This window comes from Novosphingobium sp. SG751A (assembly GCF_013149295.1).
In the GTDB taxonomy this organism is placed as follows: Bacteria; Pseudomonadota; Alphaproteobacteria; order Sphingomonadales; family Sphingomonadaceae; genus Novosphingobium.
The window spans coordinates 24995-41555 of sequence record NZ_JABGCB010000024.1; the positions used below are offsets into that span (position 1 = coordinate 24995).

The 16561-nt window shown below is 59.8% G+C and carries 12 protein-coding genes; 5 read left to right on the forward strand and 7 right to left on the reverse strand.

Going from position 1 to position 16561, the window contains the following annotated elements; translation table 11 throughout:
- The first annotated feature begins 1 nt into the window (after position 1).
- Both FHW96_RS22755 and FHW96_RS22760 read left to right on the forward strand, forming a co-directional pair.
- Positions 2-637 carry a lasso peptide biosynthesis B2 protein gene (locus tag FHW96_RS22755; RefSeq protein WP_172342863.1) on the forward strand — a complete coding sequence of 212 codons (636 nt, stop codon included), beginning with the start codon at positions 2-4 and terminating at the stop codon, positions 635-637.
- Entirely contained in the window at positions 637-2427 is a 1791-nt protein-coding gene (locus tag FHW96_RS22760; protein ID WP_172342864.1) for an asparagine synthase-related protein, read from the forward strand. The genes FHW96_RS22755 and FHW96_RS22760 overlap by 1 nt, the downstream gene beginning before the upstream one ends.
- On the opposite strand, the gene FHW96_RS22765 is transcribed toward FHW96_RS22760, so the two are convergent.
- The 4 genes from FHW96_RS22765 to FHW96_RS22780 all read right to left on the reverse strand — a co-directional run bounded on the left by FHW96_RS22765 (position 2415) and on the right by FHW96_RS22780 (position 8908).
- Positions 2415-4574 (reverse strand): prolyl oligopeptidase family serine peptidase, encoded by a 2160-nt coding sequence (locus FHW96_RS22765; RefSeq protein ID WP_172342865.1) that lies wholly within the window; start codon positions 4572-4574, stop codon positions 2415-2417. The two genes, FHW96_RS22760 and FHW96_RS22765, sit on opposite strands and share 13 nt — an antisense overlap.
- A 63-nt stretch (positions 4575-4637) precedes the next feature.
- The gene (locus tag FHW96_RS22770) at positions 4638-7022 is read right to left on the reverse strand and encodes a TonB-dependent receptor (protein WP_172342866.1); all 2385 of its coding nucleotides are present in this window, start codon (positions 7020-7022) and stop codon (positions 4638-4640) included.
- 237 nt (positions 7023-7259) lie between these two features.
- Complete coding sequence (locus FHW96_RS22775) at positions 7260-8339, reverse strand: FecR domain-containing protein (RefSeq protein WP_172342867.1); 1080 nt, start codon at positions 8337-8339, stop codon at positions 7260-7262.
- Positions 8336-8908, reverse strand: coding sequence for an RNA polymerase sigma factor (locus tag FHW96_RS22780; RefSeq protein WP_172342868.1), 573 nt, complete (start codon positions 8906-8908; stop codon positions 8336-8338). The genes FHW96_RS22775 and FHW96_RS22780 overlap by 4 nt, the downstream gene beginning before the upstream one ends.
- A 547-nt stretch (positions 8909-9455) precedes the next feature.
- Between FHW96_RS22780 and FHW96_RS22785 the strand changes: the two genes are divergently transcribed.
- The 3 genes from FHW96_RS22785 to FHW96_RS22795 all read left to right on the forward strand — a co-directional run bounded on the left by FHW96_RS22785 (position 9456) and on the right by FHW96_RS22795 (position 12169).
- The gene (locus FHW96_RS22785) at positions 9456-11270 is read left to right on the forward strand and encodes an ATP-binding protein (protein ID WP_172342869.1); all 1815 of its coding nucleotides are present in this window, start codon (positions 9456-9458) and stop codon (positions 11268-11270) included.
- 157 nt (positions 11271-11427) lie between these two features.
- Positions 11428-11856: a hypothetical protein gene (locus FHW96_RS22790; RefSeq protein WP_216651015.1), complete on the forward strand. Its 429-nt coding sequence runs from the start codon at positions 11428-11430 to the stop codon at positions 11854-11856.
- Complete coding sequence (locus FHW96_RS22795; RefSeq protein ID WP_172342870.1) at positions 11849-12169, forward strand: hypothetical protein; 321 nt, start codon at positions 11849-11851, stop codon at positions 12167-12169. The genes FHW96_RS22790 and FHW96_RS22795 overlap by 8 nt, the downstream gene beginning before the upstream one ends.
- Before the next feature lie 819 nt (positions 12170-12988).
- Here the strand turns inward: FHW96_RS22795 and FHW96_RS22800 are convergent.
- From FHW96_RS22800 to FHW96_RS22810, 3 genes are all read right to left on the reverse strand, one after another.
- The gene (locus FHW96_RS22800) at positions 12989-13951 is read right to left on the reverse strand and encodes a type II toxin-antitoxin system HipA family toxin (protein WP_253951173.1); all 963 of its coding nucleotides are present in this window, start codon (positions 13949-13951) and stop codon (positions 12989-12991) included.
- 123 nt (positions 13952-14074) lie between these two features.
- Positions 14075-15571: a glycosyl hydrolase family 28 protein gene (locus FHW96_RS22805; protein ID WP_172342872.1), complete on the reverse strand. Its 1497-nt coding sequence runs from the start codon at positions 15569-15571 to the stop codon at positions 14075-14077.
- 134 nt (positions 15572-15705) lie between these two features.
- Positions 15706-16536, reverse strand: coding sequence for a class I mannose-6-phosphate isomerase (locus FHW96_RS22810; protein WP_253951174.1), 831 nt, complete (start codon positions 16534-16536; stop codon positions 15706-15708).
- Positions 16537-16561: the final 25 nt, after the last annotated feature.

The following is a 16561-nucleotide window of genomic DNA, read 5'->3' on the forward strand; positions in this document are numbered from 1 at the left end:
CGTGCCCGAAGAACAGGTCATTCTCATGGATATCGCGAGCAACGCCTATGTGATGTTGCCGCCCTCGCTGGCCGCTTCCTTTGACCGATTGTGCAGGCAGGAACCCCTCGATGACCGCGATACGCAGGGCATGGCGATGCTGCTCCAGGCGGGCATCTTCGTCCAGCAGGAGGAGCAAGGCGCGATCCTCCCTTGCTCGCTTCCGGTCGAACCAACCTGCGGATTTGACGAGCGAGACCTTCCCGGCTGGTCGGCCCGCGATCTGCTTCAGGCGATCCTTGCACTGGGCAGGGCCCGTTATGCGCTGCGCCAGCATGATCTTGCGGGAATACTGGTCCGGATCCGGGATCAGAAGGAAAGTTTCAGTGGCGCGGCGAGGCCAAGCACGGATCGCCGCGCGCGCGCCATTGCTGCGGCCTTTTACCGGCTCAATGCCCTGGTCACCCGCTACGACCAGTGCCTGCTGCGATCCCTTGCCATGATGCATTGTCTGCTTGCCAATAGGGTGCCGGCCAATCTGGTCTTCGGGGTGGCGACAAGGCCCTTTCGCGCCCATTGCTGGTTGCAGCATGGCGGCCTTGTGCTCAATGACACACTTGAGGGAATTGGAAATTACACACCAATTCTGGTGGTCTGATGCGCGCCGACTATCTTGTTGCATGGAGCTTTGCTGCCGGCCGCGGCCATGATGACCTCCACCGGCTTGCTGAAGACCTCGGGCTGGGTCTTGTTCATCAGGGGCGCCAATTATCCCTCTTCGCCTGTCCCGGGCAAGTGCTTCAACTTGATCCCGACAGCGGCCTTCTGGTCATCGGGCGATTGTTCAAGGGAACCAATCCTGTCCAAATCATCGATCGCTTCAGTGCCGGGGAGTGGCAACGCCTATCGTCCACTCGGGGCGAAGCCCTGATCGAGGATTTCTGGGGAGCCTATGTCGGGTTCGTTCCGGACGGCGAGGGGGGCAGCCTGCAGGCGATCCGCGATCCATCCGGGCAATGCCCATGCTTCTATCGGCTTGAGCAGGACCGCATTCTTTTCAGTTCACGCGCTGATATTCTTGAGGCCGCCTCGGGGCATAAGGCAGACATAGATTGGGAAGCCCTTGCCGCTCATATCGTCTGGCCGATGGTCCGCGCGCAGGAAACACCTGTTCGCCATATCCATGAAGTCCTGCCCGGGATGCGGGTCACTGCCCATCGCGGAAACGTATCGAGCAGCCTCGCCTGGTCGCCGTGGAAATTCACGCGTCGGGCACGCTCGCTGCCTCGCCGGGAAGAGGCGGTGGCCACGCTCCGCCGTCGCGTCATTGCCTGTACCGATGTCTGGGCGTCGGAGGCCCGGCATACACTTCTCGCTGTTTCGGGTGGTCTCGACAGTTCGATCATTGCGGCAGCGCTCGCGGCTTCGGGCAGGAACTTTACCTGCCTCACGCTTTATACCGGGCAGGCGGCGGGCGATGAACGTCCCTATGCCCGGCAGCTGGCCCGGCATCTGGGAGCCGAACTAAAAGAGGAACCCGAACGCGTTGACTTTGTCGATCTTGCGCGCAGCGAAGCCAGGCATCTGCCGCGTCCGATATCCCGCGCTTTTGCCCAATCGGGCGACCGCGCGCATCAGGAGCTAGCGACAAGGCTCGGCGCTGACCAGTTCATGACGGGCGGGGGCGGCGATAATGTGTTCTGTTTCCTCCATTCGGTAGCTCCGCTCGTTGATCGCCTGATCGTGCCCGGCTCGCGCCTTGGCAGTCTGCAAACGCTGATGGATGTCGCGCGATTGAACGAGGTCAGCGTCCTTTCCGCGCTATCGGGCGCGCGTTCTAAGATCCGGCAGTTCGGCCAACCGCACCGCTGGCCCATGCGCACAGGCTTCCTGTCCCGCGATCTCGTGCGGAGCCTCGCCGGGCCGCCGTCCCACCCTTGGCTGTCGCCGCCCGGGGATGAAGTGCCCGGAAAGATCATGCATGCGGCCTGGCTGGCCGGGATCCAAAATCATCTCGAAGGTTTTGGCCGCGAGTGGCTGCATCCCTTGCGCGCGCCGCTGATGGCGCAGCCGGTGGTCGAACACTGCCTTACTATTCCATCCTGGATCTGGTGCAGCGGCGGTCAGGATCGCGTCCTTGCGCGGGAAGCCTTTGCGGACCTTCTGCCGCCCGCGATCGTAACGCGGCGATCCAAAGGCACCCCGACCGGCTTTGCGATGCAGCTTTTCGAGGTCAACCTGCCGGCGATCGGGGCATTGCTGCTCGAGGGCATGCTGGCAGGACAGGGCATTGTTGATCGCTACGCCCTCGAGGCCTTTCTTGCTCGGCCTGATCCGCGCGATGTCGTGGCTTACATGGAAATCATGGCGCTGGTGGACGTCGAGGCATGGCTCAGAGCCTGGGCCGTGCCATCGCCGCATATCGCGCGCCGTGCTCATGTGCCGTGAGGCTTGGGTGCGGGTAGCTCGCGCTTCAGCTTCTTCCAATGCGCGATATCGGCGGCGTTTGCTGCATTGTCCGACGTGTGATCGAGCAGCCAGAAGTCGAACCAGTCGATCGAGCGCCGCATCCGCGACAATTGATGGACGGGCTCGCGGGTTATCAGGTGGCCCTCATTGGGGTAAATATATAGGTCCGAAGCGCCGCCGGCATGCTGGATCGCCGAGAACAGTTGCAGGGCCGAGAGATATTCGTTTTCCGGGGTCTGGATCAGGAGCGAGCCTTTGATCTTTTCGGCGTTGAGGGCCGGAGAGATCGCCTTCCACCTTCCATCCTTGTCATCAAGCGGATGGGGCACGTTCAGAACGTCGAGCAGCCCGGTGTTCCAGCCATGGCGAGCCGGATCGATGAACATCATCGTGGCCGGGTCGATGGTGATGCCGGTGCCGATCACGACCGTCTTGAACAGGTCGGTGTGGCTGAGCGCATAAGCGCCGACCATGCTGGTAAAGCTGTGTCCGGCGAGCCCGACCCGCGTGGGATCGATGAGCTTCTCAGCGGCAAGCTGGTCGATGATGGCCTTGTATCCGGCAATAGCGGCGAGATGCGGGGCAAGGGTCTGCAGCTTGCCGTCTGGCGTTGCGGTCATTCCGACGGAATTGTTGTGATTGACGCACAGAGCAGCCATTCCTCGCTGCGCCAGCATTTGCTCGGGAGCCAGCGAGGTAAACCCTCCGCGAAGCAGGCCGCGGCAGCGATAGCTGGTGATCACCAGCGGTACCGGCCCATTTTGATGGCGCGGCGTTACAAGAAAGCCGGTAAAATTGTCCCCGCCGGCGCTGCGCCAGGTGACAAAGCGTGCGGGATTGAACTGGCGCCGCCGCAGGACAGGATTGGGATCGAACAGGGTGACGGTCTCGCCTGTCGTCGTATCGATACGAACAAGGCGGGGCGGGGACGTGGGGCCTGCATGGATGCAAAGCAGATAGGCGCCTTGTGCCGAGCAGGGCCTGTTGCTGTAGGTCGATCCGCCATCGAGCGAGCCGTCGGCAGCGCGAATGACCCGCGTGGTCCCGCTCTCAGGCTTCCAGCCGTACAGCGCCGTCCAGGTGGAGTAATCGGCCTCATGCGCGATGACGAGCTCGCGTTCGCGTGGGTTCCAGCTGACGCTGCGCAGGGCTGCCGAATGGGTGAAACAGAAGGTTTCGCTGCATGCGCGCTCGCTGCCGTCGGGCAATTGGGCAACGACCTGATAGGTCGGCTCCAGCAGGAATTTTCCGGGCGGAGCGGTCTGGACCAGTCGGGCCGTCAGCTTACCCGAAGCGATCGAGATTGTGCGGTCAGCATCGCCTTTACCCGCCCCCGACAGGACAGGATTGAATTGCGTGCCGGTTGGAGACGCTGTCATTGGCGCGCGCTTGAAAATCCCCCGCAACGGCACCAGTTTCTGCCGCAATTCCCCGGAAAAGGCCTCCCGCGCGCTATTGCCCTGGCCGACATAACGCATGGTCGACCACCGATGGCCGATGAGGAAGTTGCCCGTGAGGCGGCTTCCTTCCAGCGATACGGACCGGTCGATGTGCAGGCCGTCGCGGCGCTCTTGTGCCGCGGCCTGATCGATAGCTATTCTTGATGCGCGCACGCCGATTTCGGCCTGACGCTCGCCGGGCAAGATCCTGAATGTCTCAATGTCGGCGCTGTCCGATAGTGCTACCTCGTCCCCTCCTTTGGGCGCGATCCGGTTGATCGTGACACTATTGCCCCGCAGCGTCTGGACATAGAGGGATTTGCCATCTGGAGCCCACTGGGCTTGACCATCGAGGATCGTGTCAAACATCGGTTGCCGCAGGGGCAGGCTCGGACGTCCAAGCGGGACCGCTGCCATGTGGCTTCCACGCAGTTCGACCCAGAACCACTGGACGGTGACGCTGTTGTTTTTGAGGGACGGGGTAATCACCCGGAAGGCCGCCAATCGACTATCAGGCGAGATGGTCACGCTGTCGAGGGTGCGCGTCCCCACCAGATCCTGCAAGGTGACTGGCGCGGCAGTGGCCGCGTCAGTTTTTCCGACAGCCGGCATGGAGCCCATTGCCCACAAAAGGGCGATGGGCATAAAAGCGATTTTGTGCATTTTAAGAATCCAGATGGCGAGCATAGGCGGCTGCCGCACAGCGGTACGGCAGCGCGATGGGTGGGGAGCTAAAGTCGCGGGAGGCGGTTACCAGTTCTTGCGAATGCCAAGGCTGATGAGCCTGCCGACCGGCGAGTAATTCGTCGTGTCATAAGGCGCATCATAGGCTGCGCGGGTACGGGTGATGTCCGGGCTGGCATTCGTGATGTTCTGGACCGAAAGCGCGATTTCATCGCCATCGAGCGCGCCGCCTGCCAAACGCAGCCGCCCGCTCAGATCCAGCGTTGCCATCCCGCTGACAGGCGTTGCCGGTGTGTAGCGGGTGTCGCTGACCCCGCCGATGTAGTTCACGAAGCCGGCGAGAGAGGCTCTGGGCGAGTCCCAGGCCATACCGACACGGCTGCGAAAATGGGGCGGGTTATAATAGGTTCCTGCCAGCGCGATTGTACCCGCGCCGGGAAGCAGTTTCTGCTCGCTGTCGAGATAGCTGGCGGTAGCCGACAATGTGATGCGATCGCCGTTGCCCATCGCATGCTGATATTCGGCAGAAAGGTCGATGCCGCGCAGCTTTTGCGTTGCGATGTTGAGATTGCGATCATCGACGATCGCCACCACATTGGCAGGATTGAGGGCCGCGCCCGAGTAATTGTAGACGACCTTGTCGGCGAGCGTGCTGGTGACCGCCGATGCTGCGGGATTATAGGTCACGACGCTGGCATAGGCCGGATTGGAAAGCGACTGCTGCGGCAGCGAAATGGGCATGATGACCCGATTACGATACCTGATATCGAAATAGCCCAGCTCGATTTTGAGGCCGCGCACCCGCGCCGGATGGAAGGCGAGGCTGGTGGTCCAGGTGTCGGCGCGTTCGGGCGAAAGGTCGGGCCGCCCGCCGAGCAGAAAGATCGCGGTCGATCCGGTAGGATATCCGCTCCCGCCCAAGGTTCCGACGGCATAGACGCTGGCGCTTTGCGCGGTATATCGCTGATACAGAGTGGGAACCTTGAAGGATTGACCCCATGATCCGCGCAGGTCAAAATCCCCGCTGGGCGCGTAAGTGAAGCCAAATTTGGGCGTGACGACCTCATCCACACCGGGATAATTGTCATATCGGGCTGCTGCGCTCAGCGCGAGCGAGCGGATGAAGGGAATATTTTGCGAGGCTCCGACCAGCGGAATGTGCAATTCGGCAAAACCATAGCGCTCTGCCTGACTGGCTTGAAAATTACTGGCGGCATACATGCTGTCCTGACGGAACCGATCCCGGCGATAGCCACCGCCCACCGCCAGTTTCGCCATGCCGCCGGGTATTTCGAGGAGCGGGCCGTCGGCCTTCAGTTCAACCGATACGGCGGTGTTGCAGGTGCAGGTCAGCTGCGTTGTCGAGGTGGTTCCGCTGCTCGTCAGTTGCTGAACCAGCCGGGCCCGATCTTCTCCGTACATGCCTGAGAGAGAAACCAGCCAGCTGCCCGAGGCTGCCCATTGCAGGGAAGGGGCTACAAAAAAGGACGATGAACGCACGCGCGAGTCATAGGCCGGGGCATTGGCTGCGGTGCTCAGCGAATAGCCTCGCTGATCGGTGCGCCAGTTATAGCCGCCATCCAAGCTGAATGTGAGGCTTTTTGCGATATCCTGATGCAGGTTGATGATCGCGCTCTGGTGCTGGATGAAAGGGTAGAGAGTTAGGCCGGGATTAGTCACGGCGGCATAGGAGCGCTGCGAGGCGAGGATGGCAGTGTCCTTGCCATATTCATAAGCGACCACCGCGCCGCCATTGCGCCAGCTTTTTCCGGCAAGGATATTATACTGCTGCTGCCGGTCACCACCTTCTGTCGCAAGGCCGAAGCGGGCGCTGGTTGAGAGGCCCTGATAGTTGCGCTTGAGGATGACGTTGGCCACGCCCGCCACCGCGTCGGAGCCGTAAAGCGCGGAGGCTCCATCGGTGACAATTTCGATCCTTTCGATGGCATCGATGGGGATCGCGGAAATATCGACACTCTGACGATTGCCGCCATTGGCCACGCGATGCCCGTTGATCAGCGTCAGCGTGGCATCCTGCCCGAGGCCGCGAAGATTGATCGAAGTTCCTGAACCAAAATTCTCGCCATTGGCGACCGGAATGCCAATGCCGATGCCCGGATTTTGGCCTCCGGTGAAATTCTGGGGTATCGATCGCACCACATCACCCAGATTGGCATAGCCCGATGTTGCGATCTGCTGGCTGGAGATCGTGATCAACGGCCCGGTGGCGGCTGTGCCGCGGATCTGGGACCCGGTGACGACAATGGCGGAACTGCCCGCATTCAGCTCCTCGGATGTCGGGAGAAATCGCTCCCCGATGAGGATACTTCCATCGCGACTGGTGGCCGTCAGGCCGGAATTGCGCAGCAGGATGTCGACAGCTTCGCCTGGCGTATAGGTGCCGTCGAGGGCAGGGGCGCGTTTGCCTTTGACTGATCGCCTCTCAAACATGATTTCCTGATGCGATGCGCGACCGATGGTCCTGAGCGCGGACCCGAGTTCCTGCTCGGGAAGATGGTATTCTTGTCTGTCGTCTGGCCCGGCCATCGTCGGCGAGAGCACCGCGATGGCTGAAAGGGCGATTGTGGAACTCAGAATGTACTTTCGAACATTTGCCATACTAACCCCCATGGCGCCGATTGCCTTGAAATTCGGCGTTCAGGGGGAGCGACAATCAGCTGGGCATGTTTATGAGGGGGGCTGACAAATATTTTGCCGGCCTGCCGGACATGAGCGGGCGAGGGACAAGCTATTGGGAGAGGCAACCAGCGACAGTCCCAGAAGTCCTGCAAGATTTTGCGCAAGATGCTTAGTATCCGTCACCCTAAATGTACCCGAGACCCGGATTTCGTTCACCTCGCTCGAGCCGGCAACAAGAGGCTGGCTGGCGTAGCGATTAGCATCAGCGATCAGATCACCCAGCCGGACATTCTCATAATCGCGCAAGCCATCCGGCCATTGCGCATCGCCATTGTTCGCGTCCGAAGCCTGCGCCAATTGCAGCACGCCGCCTTCCTCAAGCGATATTTGCTGACCGGGCTTAAGACGAAGCGGAGGGCCGCCCGATTGCCCACTGGCATCAGCCATGGCGACATCGACGGCTCCGCGTAGGAGGTGCACCTTGATCCGGCGATCATCGGCCACGGCCACATCGAAAATGGTGCCGCGCGCCGTCACGGTGCCGCCGCCTGCGGACACCACGAAGGAGCGGGCCTCGTGAGCCACTTCAAAACGGGCATGGCCGCGAACCAGGCGCAGGTCGCGCTCAGCCTTGCTCAGCGAGACCAGCAGCAGGCTTCCTGTATCGAGCGTGACGGTTGAGCCATCGGCAAGTTTGAAGGAGCGAATTTCGCCAATGGCGGTCGCGAGTTTTTGGGGCTGGGCGCCTGACGGAAGCGATACCGCAATCGGTGGCGATGAAACGAGGTTGCCGGCAGGAAAGTCGCCGTACCAGTGAAAGGCCCCGATTGCGGTCAGCCCTACAAGAGCGGTGCCGACAAACGCCAGGTGCATCCCGCGACGGTTTTCTCTTTGGGGTTTCGGCAGATCCGGCTTCTCGGTTTCGCGGGTTTCATTCAGAAATTTGCCCAGGCTGAAAGTCTCGGCAATCCGGTTATACGCCATTCGATGCACCGCGCCCCGCGCCAGCCAGGCTTCGAATTCCTGACGGCGGGTTTCGGCTTCCGGTCCGCGCATGATGGTGAACCAGTCGGCCGCCTCATCGCGCAATTGCCCGTGAGAAGGCGGTGTTTGAGCTTCTTCCATCATTCCTGTTCCAGGGCAGCGTCAATATGCGCGAGCGCGCGTGCAACGTGATATTGCACGGTCGGGATGGAAAGGCCCAGCCTTTCTCCGATTTCCCTATAGGGGAGCTCTTCGACCCGGTGAAGGAGGAAGATTTCTCTGGTCTTGTCAGGAAGTTCGCTCAAGGCCCGCCGATAGATCCGCATCACGTCTGCCACCTCGAGACGGTCACTCTGGTCCGGCGGCATCGCGTGCTCGTAGCCATCGTCAAAGGACACGTGGAAGCGTCCAAGCCTGTTTTCCAGCCGCCGTGTCCGATTGAAAAGCAGATTGCGCGCGATGCGCTGCAAATAGGCCGCCGGTCGCTGCGGAATATCCTTCGCCATCGCGCCGACCAGTCTGGCAAAGGCTTCCTGCACGAGATCGCTGGCGTCATCTCCGCTGCGCAGGCGCGCGCGAAAATAGCGCCGAAGTCTCGGGGCCTCCACAGCATAGATATGACCAAGATCGGTGGTGCCTGCGTCTTGCCCATCATGGTGCGCACGCTCATTCACCTGCTGCGCCCGGTCGGGGCGTTCGGTATAGAAAGACATGAAACCACGGATCCTCACGGCACGGCAGAGATTTCCCCGGAAGCTACCGGAGATCATCTTGGGTGAGGTGGGCCGTGTCGTCGCCTGATCGGACGACCAGCGCCCGACGATAAGGTCGAGCTTCGATATACCTGACAGGACAATCCTGCGGGTGGCTGCCAGCGTTCCAGCCCGCGTGCGTCAATATGTGACCAATCGGGGACTCAATCAAGTCTTTGGTATTGAAGGGCGCTTAATACGTACAAGGTCACGCGCGCCAGTGCCCGATGCTGTAATGCCAACTTTGAATTCTGCGGAAACTTGTGTTGCTGACGATGAGAAGTGGGATGAAACGTCCAAACAAGGGCGGAACTCGATACTGCCTGAATGAAAGCGACTATTCCGCTTCCGCTTCGAGACCAGAGGGCGCGGTCAAGGTGCCTGCATAAAGTGACGACCACTGCAAACCTCATCGGCTGAGCCGGGGAGGGCCTCGCCCGATTGGCCAGAAAGCAGGTCGAATTAAGTTCCTTGATCCTGCGCGCCTCTTGCTGAAGGCAGGGTACCGATGGCCACCGACATGCCGATAATGCGGGGAACATCTTCTGGCTTCAAAATCACGGGCCGACCGACACCCGATCGGAAGAACTGGAGAGGGGGAAGCGGTTGTGGGGGCGATAATTGGCTTCGCCCGGACCAGGAGATATCCATGAGCTTACCCGCTTCTATTCAGCCAAGGGTCGGCCCTTCGCTGATCACCCGCGTGACCCGGCTCTACAACGGCACTATCGCGGATTGCCTGCATGAACTTTTGCAGAATGCCAGGCGAGCCGGGGCCAGCGCGATTGGAATCGATGTCGAAGACATTGATGGCGTGCCCACTCTCTCGATATGCGACGATGGTTGTGGGATCGATGATCCCCACAATCTGCTGACGCTGGGCCAGTCGGGCTGGGATCCGGCCATGGCTGCGCGCGAAGATCCCGCGGGCATGGGCGTGTTTAGCCTCGCCGGGAGGACGGTAACGGTAAGGTCATGGTCGCGTTCGGCGCAGGCAGGCTGGCAGGTGACGATCCCGGACAATGGCTGGGAAGGACAGATGCCGCTCGCCATCGAACCTGCCAATATAACAGGCGGTACGCAGATCTTTGTCGCATTGCCTGCCCTCTGGGCCGAGGGGATCGATGTCGCGGTGAAACAGGCAGCCCTCCATTTTCCGTTGCCGGTCCATTTTCGCGAAGAAGAAATGAAGCGCGAGGACTTTCTGGCCGAGGCCCCTCACGTTGAAACCCATCAAGGCGTTCGGATCGACGTGTTCCGCACGAATGGTCGTCCCTATTGGAAGTCACCGCGCATCAATTTTCATGGGGTTACGGTGTCATGCAGCCATGAGGCTGTCAGTGAGGTAGACAGCTTTTCCTTCTGGCACGCCAAAGTGGACATCATCGATGCGCCGGCCTTGCAACTGGTCTTGCCCGCCCGCAAAGAAATGGTCGAGAACGAAGCGCTCAGTCAGCTTCGGATCGCGATGGAAGCAGCCATCTATCGCGCTATTGCAAGGCAGTCCGCGCATCGTCTGCCCTTTAGATCATGGCAGCGTGCGGCCGAGCTGGGGGTTGACCTGCCTGAGGCAACGGCGTGGCTTGATCGCTGGATGCCAAAGGTCGCGGACAGTACATCTACACCGGCTGGTCCCAAGGTCGCTTCCAAAGAGATGATGATCGTTTCTCACTCCCAAGCCGACCTTGAGCAGGCAGCAGCCCCGATTATCGGAAATGCCACGTTGATGGGCACGCAAACCGTGGACCCCGAACCGGCATTTGAAGGTTACAGCTGGTACGACCGCCTGCCGCGGGCCTCCGCGATTGATTTCACCTTCGACCATGACGGCAAGTCATGGATCTATGGCGACAGCTCCGCTGAATATCTGCCTCCGGATATGCCCGCCAGCCGGGTCGCCAACCTCACGCTCGACCTCTCGATTGCCGGCGATGGCAGCGAGCATGCCTCCACATGCGTCAGGAGTTTCGATATTCCGATGCTGGTGGCAGGCAACGACACCAATTCGATCGATGAGGCAGCCATCCTCATCCGCGAAGGCGCTGATGTGAAGCCAGATGATCTGGTCACGTTAATGGAAGCGAGCCTGTTTTGCGCCAGCGAGGATGCCGATAGCGATAGTTGGGAAACGCAGAGGGATCGCTTTTGTGCCGAAGCGCGAAATCTGGCCAATACGCTGTTGCTGGGCGAGGAAGAGGCGCTGATCGCCCAATTGCGCGAGGCGATGTTTGACCATGTCGTCTGGCTAATCCCGCATGGGCGCCAGATGGTGGTGACCGCTGCGAAGGGGGCGCTTGAGCTGACCCTCTCTCCGCAGGTCTGAGCCATTTCGCCAACCTTCCTCAATTCGACCAACCATGGAGGGCTTTATGCGCCTTGCCAAATATTGCGTCTGTTCGACGGCTCATCTGCCAGCCGAGGAGCGTCGGGCTTTTGATAGTCTTATCGCGCAAGCGCCTCGGCGGGCGGGACGGCTGATCGTGGATCATGACGTCCTTTCCATCGAAGCGCATCAATATGGTTTTGCCGTTCATCTGGGATTTTTCGATGATAATCCTGACCGGCCCGAGCAAGTGTCGGTCACGCTCTGGGCCTTGCTGACCCGCGCCAAAAGCTGTGGTGCCGACTGGCTATCGTTCGACCGCGATGAGCCGCCGATGGCAGACTTGCCGGTTTACCCTGAGGATGAGGAAGGCGAGGGCATTACGCCGCCGAAGATCGTGCTGTGCGGGCAATGCCGCAGTGAGGATCTGATCTGCGATGCTGCGGCGCGTTGGGATAAGGGCGCGCAGGGCTGGGTGGTCGAAGCGGTCTTTGAGGAGGCCTGGTGCGACACCTGTGGGGACACGCACCGGCTCGAAGTATCCGGCACAGGCGTTCCGGACGGGCAGGAGGCGGGCCATGCGTGAAGCCAACCATTTCACCTTTTCGCTCTTCCACCTGCCCACCGAGGAGCGCGAAGCCATCGAGCAGATGATCCGGACTTCCTCCCGCAACGAAGAGGGACGCCTTGAGGTCCGCTACCCGGACCTTGTGATCGAGCCGCACCTCGATGGCTTTTTCGTGCATGCCAGCGTGGCCGGATGGGCGTCGGCTGAGCGACCGGAAGCGATTTCACCTGCGTTCTGGGCCATTCTTGCCTTTGCCGCTGAAGCGGGGGCGTCATGGGTATCCTTCGATCGCGAGGTGCCTGCGAGCGAGGACTGGCCCAGCTTTCCGTAACCTATGCAATGCGGTCTCTATGCTTTGGGCCGCGAGGCCGTTCACGTCAGCCCGCGTCTGCTTTAAGAACAGGGCTCCAATGGACCAAGCGTGCCTTGGTGTACTTTGCCCGGATATCGAAATTGGCGCGAAAAGCGGGCAGGGCATTCCGACCGACTGCGTTTTTCGCGGACCAGGCAGCCTATCCATGTATCGTTGCAGGCAGCGCGGAGCTTTCGCCAGCTGTCAAAAAGGGCCAGTTCGGTCTCATCCTGCCGTTTAGGGTGTGCTGAGAAATGGAGGAACTGGCCTCGCATACGCCTTTGGGTTATAACCCGCAGAAATCTGCGAAAGCCTTGCCTTTCCGGCGGTCACACTTAGCCCTCCGGGCGCTTGAAGTCCACCCCGTTGGAAGCCTTGGGCTACCCGGCAGCCACTTTGAGAGGGCAAATTGCGCTGTCGATTTGGAGCAAGAAACCTGCGCTAAGCGGCTGGGAAATGGCGGCTTCGGAAGGGGGCTCGCATCGCCGTCGAACCTAACTTCCGGCTCATCGAATCTCCCCCGAATTGCACCTCCCTTTGCTAGGTTTTGCCCGCTAGGAATCGGGCGATCAGATGCAGAAAACTTATAACCTTATGGGAAGGCCACCTGATGCGATGCGGGTAACGATGATGTCCATCATTCGATGCTGCCGTGCGCTGTGAAGGTGTATCGGGAGTGCTGGAATTCGGCGTTCCGATGCGCAAAAATTGGTCCTGGCCAACGGGCCATTTGCTGCCGTTTACCTCTTCCCTTTCACGCGGCCTTCTACCCTTTGGAGGGGGCAAAGGATGCCTCTCTCAAGCGGCCAATTTTGCGCGATGCCGATCGATGGCGGTGACGACTTCGCCTGAAAAAGTCAGGTGCCGTTTCTCCTGCGCCCATGCCGCGTCGAAGCGTTCAACCGTCTCCCTGACCGTGTCCATAATCAACCTTGCGGGCAACCGTGCCCTGTCGGCCATCACCGTCAGTTCCTCATGGGTGAAGGAGTCCCACGCCCGAGACCGATGGAACTTCAACGCCGCATCATCCTCGGGAATATAGCCCACCGTAGAGAGCAGATCGTAGGCAGGCGCGAGGCTCGGTCGCCGTCCGTCGGGATAGATCAGTGACCAGTTTTTCAGATGCATGTCGCCATTGCCGATCAGCACGCAATAGGTCAGGCGGCGGATGAATTCGACCACGCTCGCCTCGTCCGTTTCGATGGCCAGCACCGAGAGGATGTGCCGGTAGCTGGCATTCTCATATTTGTCGGCGGGGAAGACATTGAAGACCTGCGCGAAGTCTTCAATGTGGACTGCACCTGCCTCATTGCGGTCGAATCGCCGGATCGCATAGGCCGAGGTGCCATAGCGCCCAATGCCAGCGGGAAGGCCCGCAATGGCATCGAGCGGCAGCAAGTCGATATCGGGCACATTGATGCCCACCATGCGCGCCAGATTCATCGCGGCAAATTCGTTCTCCGGCCCATCGGGATGTCGAACCGAGGGCAGCTTAATGATCCAGTCGCCCCCCATGCCATTGGCCGGAATGGTCAGCCCGCCTTTCTTGCCCCGGTTCTGGATGGCGGAGAATTTGAGCTGAACGCCGGCTAGGGAAAAGCGCAGTGTTTCTTCGACCTGCGCGGATGATGGCGCGGTGGAGGGCAGGGACGCTGCCTCGATCGGCAGGGCTTTGACAGCACCGGGCAGATCCTGCCCCACCAGCGCCAGCAGCGGATATTCGCGGATCAATTTCACACCCGCCAGATAACCGCGCAACATACCTTCGGGTGAACATTCCCAATAAATTCTATGAGGTGAAAATGGCGGCGTGAGGGAGAGAGGCGTTTGTAAGCGACGCATGAAGAGGGGTAAACGCTCCATCATGCGCCACTTGATTGCAGGCTAGCGGATGGAGAAGCCGCTCACCCATGGTCCCACGTCGATCCCTGCTGCTCGTGCTGACATGACCTTGCGACCTCCAATCCGCAAATTCTCGATCCGCAGACCCTTGACCATGGTGCCTGCACCTAAGCCGCTTATGATCGAGCGATTAGGCATCCCATCGCCAGCAAAGGCGATATTGCGCAACGTCACGTCTTCGATCCCGCGACCGGGCACTTTGTTGGCTTGTGCGCTGGCGATGGTCAGCTTTGTCTGACCGGCGACGATGTTGATCAGCCGTCCTTCCTCGATGCGATGGACATTGATATCGCTGAAGGTGACATTTTTGATCAAGGTGCCATTACCCGAATAGATGGCCATGACGCCATCCCACATTGGGTCGTCCTCGTCGAAATTGACAATGTCAATTTTCTCGAACGTCACATTGCTAACCGTGCGCGGGGCATCGGCATCGCCGAAATGGCCGACAAACAGCGAGTGGGCCACATCGTTCCAGATTGTCAGATTACGCGCCTTGATATCGAACGTGTCCGCTGGCTGAGCGGCACCGGGTGGGCCGCCCGCCGGGATCGGACGATTGCCGCAAATTGGGCAGTCAGTGACGGCGTAGACCACCACGCCGTCATCCGACACGCGCAGATAGCCTCCGTCGATACGCACATGTTGGGAAGTCGAGATATTGATGCCATCGGACCATTTGCCCGCAGTGAACCCGCTGATTTCGCGGACTGACACGTTTTCTGAATTGCGGATGTTGATCACACGCGCGGCATTGGTGTGTTCGTCGTTGACGACGATCAACTCGCGGATGTCGATGTTGCTGGCCCCGTCGAGATCGATAGGGCTGCCGGGATTGTAAAGCAGGCCGCGTCCCGAAATCCGGACATCTCGAACATGATCCAGTGCAAAACTTCCGCGCAGCACAGCGCCGGGCGCCAGATAGATCCTGTCGCCGGATTTGACCGGAAACCGGTTGCCGCCATCAGGCGGGACGTGGAGGCCGGGGCCAAAATAGATGACATCATCCCCTTTCGGACGACCCTCCGGTATCGCGCCGGCCAAAATATGAAGATTATGCAGCCGATCACCATCGAACTGGATTGAAAATCGCTCGGGCCTGTCAAGTGTCAGACGGATCAACGATCCGCCGCGTAAAAGGCGCATTCTCGGTCGCAAAGGCAGGATCTGCGCGGTGTTAAAGTTGCCATTGTTCTTTTCGATCTCGATTTCGACCTTGCCGGCGAAATCGAAATAGACCAGCGATGCATTCTGTAAGGTATCGGCGTCTACTCGGATGCGATATTCATACAGGCTCTGCCACGGACCTCCCGGTTTTCGCACCCGCACCGTGTAATCGTCATTATGTGCCGCATAAAGTAGTTCTCGCGGTACTTCGTAAACGCGCAGGTCGTTCGCGGCCTGCGCGTTTGCCGGTTGTACGGCCGTGCTGGCGCAACCCAGCATCATCAGGACGGCAAGAGTAAGGAAACGCAGCATATTTGTTTCTCGCAAAAGCCATTGGATGAGGAAGGAAAAGGTCTCTGATCGGGCTGAAGACCGCGGTGTTTCCAAGTGTGGTGCGATGGACTCTGCAATATCATCGGCGGGCATTGTAAAGCTGAATGACCGTTTCATAGAGACTGTATGACGAGTGCTGCGTCATCATCCCCAAGGCCAAGCTGATCCGCGTGCGAAACCATTGCGCAAGTGCCCGGAACCAACTTGTCCTTACCCGCCCAAATCCCACCTTTCAGTGGCACCACAAGAACCGGCCCATTGCCATACCGCCGGAGTAGATCGTCGTTCAGGGAGTCCACAACATGATCCATGCGAAAGTATGGGCCATCCACCAGAGCGATTGTGCCACCATTGAGGTCCACATGCCTGTGCCAACGGGACAGGTCATATGTTTCCCCTAAGGCTACCGCGATCCCGTCGTCCAAGTGCAATTCGCGCGGGCGGCCGTAATCGTACAGTCGGTAGGTGATATCGCTGTTCTGTTGAACCTCCAGCAAGGTTACTCCAGCGCCGATCGCATGCACGGTATTGGCCGGGATGTAGAAGAAATCTCCGGCAACCACCTCGTGCCAGACCATCTGATCCTTGATGCTGCCATCCATTGCGGCAGCGCGCATTCTGTCCTCATCTATCTGTCCGTGAAATCCGATGCCGAGTTTGGCGCCGGGCTCGGCGGACAGCACCAGCCAGCATTCCTCCTTGCCCTGTTTGCCAAGGCCTTTAGCCAGCGTCTGGGCATCATTCGGATGCACCTGAACCGAAAGATTCTCGCTGGTAAAGATATATTTGACCAGCAATTCGGGGCATTGCGCAGGCGGTTCGAACCAGATTTCGCCAATGCGGCGGTCACCCAAAGCTTCAAATTGTGGGGGCAGATGGGTCCTTCCCCAGGGTTTCTCCACCAGCTTTTGCGCAAGCACATGCGGATCTGGTATCGTGATCAAGGGTGATATCCTTTGCATGCCGGAC

Excerpts from the sequence above, each read along its gene's own strand:
- FHW96_RS22785 (WP_172342869.1), top strand. The coding sequence starts at position 9,456 with ATGGCCACCGACATGCCGATAATGCGGGGAACATCTTCTGGCTTCAAA.
- FHW96_RS22770 (WP_172342866.1), bottom strand. The coding sequence starts at position 7,022 with ATGTTTGAGAGGCGATCAGTCAAAGGCAAACGCGCCCCTGCCCTCGAC.
- FHW96_RS22805 (WP_172342872.1), bottom strand. The coding sequence starts at position 15,571 with ATGCTGCGTTTCCTTACTCTTGCCGTCCTGATGATGCTGGGTTGCGCC.
- FHW96_RS22775 (WP_172342867.1), bottom strand. The coding sequence starts at position 8,339 with ATGATGGAAGAAGCTCAAACACCGCCTTCTCACGGGCAATTGCGCGAT.
- FHW96_RS22760 (WP_172342864.1), top strand. The coding sequence starts at position 637 with ATGCGCGCCGACTATCTTGTTGCATGGAGCTTTGCTGCCGGCCGCGGC.
- FHW96_RS22780 (WP_172342868.1), bottom strand. The coding sequence starts at position 8,908 with ATGTCTTTCTATACCGAACGCCCCGACCGGGCGCAGCAGGTGAATGAG.
- FHW96_RS22800 (WP_253951173.1), bottom strand. The coding sequence starts at position 13,951 with ATGTTGCGCGGTTATCTGGCGGGTGTGAAATTGATCCGCGAATATCCG.
- FHW96_RS22795 (WP_172342870.1), top strand. The coding sequence starts at position 11,849 with ATGCGTGAAGCCAACCATTTCACCTTTTCGCTCTTCCACCTGCCCACC.
- FHW96_RS22765 (WP_172342865.1), bottom strand. The coding sequence starts at position 4,574 with ATGCTCGCCATCTGGATTCTTAAAATGCACAAAATCGCTTTTATGCCC.